This window comes from Curtobacterium sp. MCBD17_032, assembly GCF_003234855.1.
Lineage (GTDB): Bacteria > Actinomycetota > Actinomycetes > Actinomycetales > Microbacteriaceae > Curtobacterium.
Genome location: NZ_QKTO01000013.1, coordinates 68,879 through 74,900, shown reverse-complemented (window position 1 = coordinate 74,900; position 6,022 = coordinate 68,879). Strand labels below are relative to the sequence as shown.

General features: G+C 71.9%; 6 protein-coding genes. 2 read left to right on the top strand and 4 right to left on the bottom strand.

Going from position 1 to position 6,022, the window contains the following annotated elements:
- Nucleotides 1-87: 87 nt before the first annotated feature.
- The 3 genes from DEI91_RS13765 to DEI91_RS13755 all read right to left on the bottom strand — a co-directional run bounded on the left by DEI91_RS13765 (nucleotide 88) and on the right by DEI91_RS13755 (nucleotide 2,671).
- Complete coding sequence (locus DEI91_RS13765) at nucleotides 88-285, bottom strand: hypothetical protein (RefSeq protein ID WP_111052832.1); 198 nt, start codon at nucleotides 283-285, stop codon at nucleotides 88-90.
- A 114-nt stretch (nucleotides 286-399) separates the two neighbouring features.
- Nucleotides 400-1,029 (bottom strand): 30S ribosomal protein S4, encoded by a 630-nt coding sequence (gene rpsD, locus DEI91_RS13760; protein WP_110825077.1) that lies wholly within the window; start codon nucleotides 1,027-1,029, stop codon nucleotides 400-402.
- Nucleotides 1,030-1,309: 280 nt separating this feature from the next.
- On the bottom strand, nucleotides 1,310-2,671 hold the full coding sequence (locus tag DEI91_RS13755; RefSeq protein WP_111052831.1) for a replication-associated recombination protein A: 1,362 nt from the start codon (nucleotides 2,669-2,671) through the stop codon (nucleotides 1,310-1,312).
- A 138-nt stretch (nucleotides 2,672-2,809) separates the two neighbouring features.
- Between DEI91_RS13755 and DEI91_RS13750 the strand changes: the two genes are divergently transcribed.
- Entirely contained in the window at nucleotides 2,810-3,619 is an 810-nt protein-coding gene (locus tag DEI91_RS13750; RefSeq protein WP_146244303.1) for a peptidylprolyl isomerase, read from the top strand.
- A gap of 113 nt (nucleotides 3,620-3,732) precedes the next feature.
- Nucleotides 3,733-4,965 (top strand): DUF349 domain-containing protein, encoded by a 1,233-nt coding sequence (locus tag DEI91_RS13745; RefSeq protein WP_111052829.1) that lies wholly within the window; start codon nucleotides 3,733-3,735, stop codon nucleotides 4,963-4,965.
- A 93-nt stretch (nucleotides 4,966-5,058) separates the two neighbouring features.
- Here DEI91_RS13745 and DEI91_RS13740 read toward each other — a convergent pair whose 3' ends face one another.
- Nucleotides 5,059-6,021 (bottom strand): bifunctional riboflavin kinase/FAD synthetase, encoded by a 963-nt coding sequence (locus DEI91_RS13740; RefSeq protein ID WP_111052828.1) that lies wholly within the window; start codon nucleotides 6,019-6,021, stop codon nucleotides 5,059-5,061.
- Between the last annotated feature and the right edge of the window lies 1 nt (nucleotide 6,022).

The window sequence follows — 6,022 nt, the reverse complement described above, 5'->3', positions numbered from 1 at the left end:
GCTCGGGGCGGGGCGGGTCGGGTCGGGAAGGCGGGTGCGGGAAGGCGGGTGCGGCAGGCGGTCCCTGCGCGCGTCGCCGGTGCTGCGTCAGTCGGCGGCGGTGTCGCCGGTCGGGCGCAACTCGGCTTCACGCGAGCGGTACCCATCGGCCACCGCCCCCGTGAAGGCCTTCGCCCGGGCGTCGACCTGTGCGAGGAGGTGCGCGGCGGACGGCGTCCGGCTGACGCGCTGCGCGGCGAGGAACCCGATGACCACGCCGACGGCGACGAAGAACAGCTGCTTCACGATGCCTCCCTCTCGCGTACGCCGGAGCGCACGTCGGACAAGCGTAGCGCGGGGACGCAGAACGGCGGGCCGCCCTCCGAGGAGGACGACCCGCCGTTCACACAGGCGCTGAGGTCAGCGGGCTGCGTAGTACTCGACGACGAGCTGCACTTCACAGGTCACGGGGACCTCGGCGCGCTTCGGGCGACGGACCAGGCGGGCCTGGAGCTTGTCGATCTCGACGTCCAGGTAGCCCGGGACCTTCGGGAGGACTTCCTGGTGGCCACCGGCAGCGGCGACCTGGAAGGGCTCGAGCGACTCGGAGCGCTGCTTGACGTGGATCAGCTGGCCCTCCTTGACGCGGAAGGAGGGACGGTCGACGAGCTTGCCGTCGACGAGGATGTGACGGTGCACGATCAGCTGGCGGGCCTGCGCGGTCGTCCGGGCGAAACCGGCGCGGAGCACGAGGGCGTCCAGGCGGGTCTCGAGGAGCTCGACGAGGTTCTCACCGGTCAGACCGGCCGACTTGCGGGCCTCTTCGAAGACGATGCGGAGCTGCTTCTCGCGGATGCCGTACTGGGCGCGCAGACGCTGCTTCTCACGGAGACGGACGGCGTAGTCGCTGTCCGCACGACGGCGCGTCCGGCCGTGCTCACCGGGCCCGTAGGGGCGCTTCTCGAGGTAGCGGGCCGCCTTCGGCGTCAGCGGGATGCCGAGCGCGCGCGAGAGGCGGGTCTTGCTGCGGGTGCGTGACTTGGTAGACACAGGGTCCTTTTCTCTGTACTGAACTGAAGGTGTCACGGGTCTCGGAGCGCGCACGCACCGACGGACCCCGTGACGGGATCCAGAGGGATGAGCCTGTGGGATCGGACGGCTACAGTCCGAACCTCTGCCCCCGTGCCGGGCTGCCGGTCCACGCGAATGGTCCGGTCGCTCCGACACTGTGTCCTCGACGCAGCCGCACGCGAGGACCAGGACGTAGGCCCGTCCACGATAGCAGCACGACGGCCGGTCGCGCAGCCTCCCCGGGTCGGCGCGTCGGCGGTCAGTCGCCCCGGATGATGCCGCGCAGCCGGTCCAGCCGCGGACCGATCTCCCGCTCGAAGCCGTTCGCCGTCGGCGTGTAGTACTCCGTGCCGTCGATGGCGTCCGGGAGGTACTGCTGCGTCGCGACCCCGTGCTCGGCGTCGTGTGAGTACACGTAGCCCTTGCCGTGCCCGAGCCGCTTCGCCCCGGCGTAGTGCGCGTCGCGGAGGTGGTTCGGCACGACGCCCATCCGGCCGGCCCTGACGTCCGCGATCGCCCGGTCGACCGCGGTGTACGCCGCGTTCGACTTCGGTGCGGTCGCGAGGTACACGACGGCCTCGGCGAGCGGGATCCGCCCCTCCGGCATCCCGATCAGCTGCACGGCCTGCGCCGCGGCGACCGCGATCGGGAGGGCCTGCGGGTCGGCCATGCCGATGTCCTCCGACGCCGAGATGATGATCCGGCGGGCGATGAACCGCGGGTCCTCGCCCGCCTCGATCATCCGGGCCAGGTAGTGCAGCGCGGCGTCGACGTCGCTCCCCCGCACCGACTTGATGAAGGCGCTGATGACGTCGTAGTGCTCGTCGCCCGCCCGGTCGTAGCGGAGCAGCGCGCGGTCGACCGCGGCCGCGACCGTCTCGGCGTCGACGACCGGCGCCGTGCCGTCCTCGCGTTCGTCGTCGTCCTGAGCGGCGACGGCCGAGGCGGCGGCGGCCTCGAGCGCCGTGAGGGCCCGGCGGGCGTCCCCCGAGGCGAGCCGGACGATGGCGGCACGGGCTTCGTCGCCGAGCACCACGGCACCGCCGAGCCCGCGGGCGTCCTCCACCGCGCGGTCGACGAGCATGCCGAGGTCGGCGTCGGTCAGCGGCTTCAGGGTGAGCAGGAGCGAGCGGGACAGGAGCGGCGAGATGACGGAGAAGGACGGGTTCTCGGTCGTCGCGGCGATGAGGATGACCCAGCCGTTCTCGACCCCGGGCAACAGGGCGTCCTGCTGCGCCTTGCTGAACCGGTGGATCTCGTCGAGGAACAGCACCGTCGTCGAGCCGTACAGGTCACGGTGCGCGAGGGCCTTCTCCATGACCTCGCGCACGTCCTTGACGCCGGCGGTGACGGCGGAGAGCTCGACGAACTCGCGGCCGGACTGCCGGGCGATCGCCTGCGCGAGGGTTGTCTTGCCGGTCCCCGGCGGGCCCCAGAGGATCACCGACACCCCGCCCGGGTGCTCCCGGGTGCCCGTCGCCAACTGCACGAGCGGCGATCCCCGGCCGAGCAGGTGCTGTTGTCCGGCGACCTCGTCGAGGCTCGTCGGACGCATCCGGACGGCCAGCGGCACGGAGCCCTGCGCGAGACCGGCCCGCCCACCGGTCGTCGGCGCGTTCATCCCCGAGCGGTCTGGTGCCATGCCTCGATGGTAGGCGTCAGCACCGACGCGGCCAGCACCCGACGGCACCGCCCCGGCCTCGACGGACGACCCGGTACGCTCGCAGGCGACACCGCGACGAGAGGTCAGAAGAGCACCGTGGCACCGAAGAACCAGAGCCGTGAAGCCCGCGAGCGACTCCGTCTCTACCAGGCCAGGCAGGGCCTCCACGAGCGTCAGCGTCGACGTCGGGTGCGCGACGACGTCGTCTGGGCGGGCGCGCTCGTCCTCGTGGCCGCCCTGGCGACGGGGTCGCAGCTCGTGCACGCGTCGAACGAGGGTGCCGACGGCGCCCAGGCGTCGGCCAGCGCCACCGCGACCTCCGGTCCGACGCCGTCGGCCAGCGCGACCGCGGGGAACACCGGCGACGTGCCGAGCAAGGACATCGCGGACGGTGCGACCTGGACGGGGACGCTCACGCTGAACGACGACATCGACCTCGGCATCGAGCTCGACGGTGCTGCGGCACCGCAGGCCACGAGCGTCGAGATCGACCTCATCCGCAAGCGGTTCTACGACGGCACGACGTGCCACCGACTGGCGGACAGCGCGGACTTCCACTTCCTGCAGTGCGGGTCGGCGAACGGGGACGGCACGGGGGACGCCGGGTTCCAGTACGGCCCGCTCGAGAACGTGCCGAGCGACGGTCGGTACGCGGCGGGCACGATCGCCATCGCACGTGGGGCGTCGCCCTCGTCCCAGACGACACAGTTCTTCATCGTGACGGACGACACCACGCTCGACCCCTCCACGGGCGGGTACACCGTCGTCGGGAAGGTCACGAGCGGGCTGTCCGACCTCGTGTCCCAGGTGACCTCCCAGGGCATCGCCGACGCCGGTGCGGACGGGTCCGGGAAGCCCGAGGTGGCGACGGAGATCACCGGCGCCACCATCCGCCAGGAGAAGTAGTCCACAGCGGAAGCGCGCACGCCCGTCGCACGGGCCGACCGTGCAATAGGCTGACGACCTGACCGTGCCGACGGCGACGTCGGTGATGCACGACCACGATCGAGGCGAGACCTGTGGCATCTGACGAAGCAACGACCTGGGGCAGGGTCGACGAGAGCGGGACGGTCTACGTCCGGTACGAGGACTCGGAACGGGTCGTCGGCGAGTACCCGGACGCGTCCGCAGACGAAGCCCTCGCCTACTTCGCCCGGAAGTACGCCGATCTCGAGGGCCAGGTGAAGATCGCCGAGCAGCGTGTCAAGGGCGGCGCGTCGGCCGGTGACGTCGCCCGTACCGTCGAGCACCTGCGGAGCCTGGTGGCCGATGCACGGGTCGTCGGCGACATCAAGGCGCTCGAGGACCGCATCGGCGCTCTGACCGACCAGGTCGGCTCCCTCACCAAGGAGCAGGCCGCACAGGCGCAGCAGGCCCTCACCGAAGCGCTCGCGTACCGCACCGCACTGGTCGAGGAGGCCGAGGCACTCGCCGCGGTCGACCCCGCCCGGGCGCAGTGGAAGCAGGTGACCGCACAGCTCGACGACGTCTTCGCGCGGTGGCAGCAGCACCAGCACGACGGCCCGCGCATCCCGAAGAACGACGCGAACGACCTGTGGAAGCGGTTCCGGACGGCCCGCTCCACGGTCGACCAGCACCGCCGGGCCTTCTACTCCGAGCTGGACTCGCAGCACCGTGATGCCCGCGCCCGCAAGCAGCAGCTCGTGCAGCAGGCCGAGGCGCTCGCTCCGCGCGGTTCGGACGCGATCCCCGCCTACCGTCAGCTGCTCGACGAGTGGAAGGGCGCGGGGCGTGCCGGCAAGCGGCACGACGACGCGCTCTGGGCCCGCTTCAAAGCCGCCGGTGACGTCCTCTTCGAGCAGCGTCACGCCGAGGCGTCCGCCGAGAACGAGGAGTACTCGGCGAACCTCGAGGCGAAGCTGGCGCTGCTCGCCGAGGCCGAGCCGATCCTGCAGATGCGGGACCGAGCCGCCGCGCGCAAGGCCCTGACGGACGTCCAGCGTCGCTGGGACGAGATCGGCCGCGTCCCGCGCGCCGACGTCCGCCGCGTCGAGGACCGCATCCGCGCGGTGGAGGACCACGTCCGTGGTCTCGAGGACCAGCACTGGAAGCAGTCCGACCCGGAGCGCAAGGCACGCCAGACCGGGCTCGCGAGTCAGCTCGAAGGCGCCATCGCGAAGCTCGAGGGCGAGCTCGCCGAGGCCGAGGCGAGCGGCGACGCCCGTCGGATCAAGGACGCCCGCGAGGCGTTGGACGCGCGCCGCATCTGGCTCGACGCCCTGGGCGGCTGAGCGCGCGACCGACGACGCACGGGAGCCCCGAGGCCGACCGGCCACGGGGCTCCCGTGCGTTCGGGTACCGCCGGACGCGCGGTGGTGCATCGATCAGGCGGAGACGGGCATCCCGAGCAGCAGCCGGATGTCGCGGTCGTCCTGCCGCATCTGCGCCGCGAGCTCGTCCATCCCGCCGAACGCGACCATGCCCCGGACGTAGGCGACGAAGAGCACCGAGATCGTCTCGTCGTACAGGTCGATGTCCACGTCGAGCAGGTGCGCCTCGATCTGCTTCTCCGGGACGCCCTCGAAGGTCGGGTTGTTGCCGACCGACACGGCCGCCGGGTACGTCACGCCGTCGTGCACGACCCGGGCGGCGTACACGCCGTCTGCCGGGACGAATCCCTCGCAGTGCGGGTCGAGGTTCGCGGTGGGGTACCCCATCTCGCGCCCGCGCTGGTTGCCCCGCACGACCGTGCTCCGGACGGCGTGATCACGTCCGAGCAACCGCGCGGCCTCGGCGACGCGGCCCTCGTCGAGGAGCTCACGGATCCAGGTGGAGGACACGCGTCGCTCCCCCGCTGGCCGGACGTCGTCGACGAGGCCCACGTCGTCGATCAGCTCGACGAGGAACCCGTGCTGGGCGCCGAGTTCCCGGAGCAGGGCGACGTCCCCGGCACCGCGTGCGCCGAACCGGAAGTCACTCCCGACGAACACCAGACGCGCGTGCAGGGTCCCCACCAGGATCTCCGACACGAAGGCCTCGGCGGACTTGGCCTGCAGCTCCGGGTCGAAGCGGAGCAGGAGGGTGGCATCGACGCCGACGTCCTCGAGGAGTTCGCGCCGCTGCGCGGTGCTCGTCAACGCCGGCGGCACGCGCTGCGGGTCGATCACGTTGAGCGGGTGCTGGTCGAACGTCACCACGGTCGACGTGAGGCCACGCGCACGCGCGGCTTCCTGGAGGTGGGCGATCACGGCCCGGTGGCCGACGTGGACGCCGTCGAACTTGCCGATCGTGACGGCACTCGGACCGAAGTCGGTCGGTACGTCGGCCGGGTCGTCGTAGAACTGCATG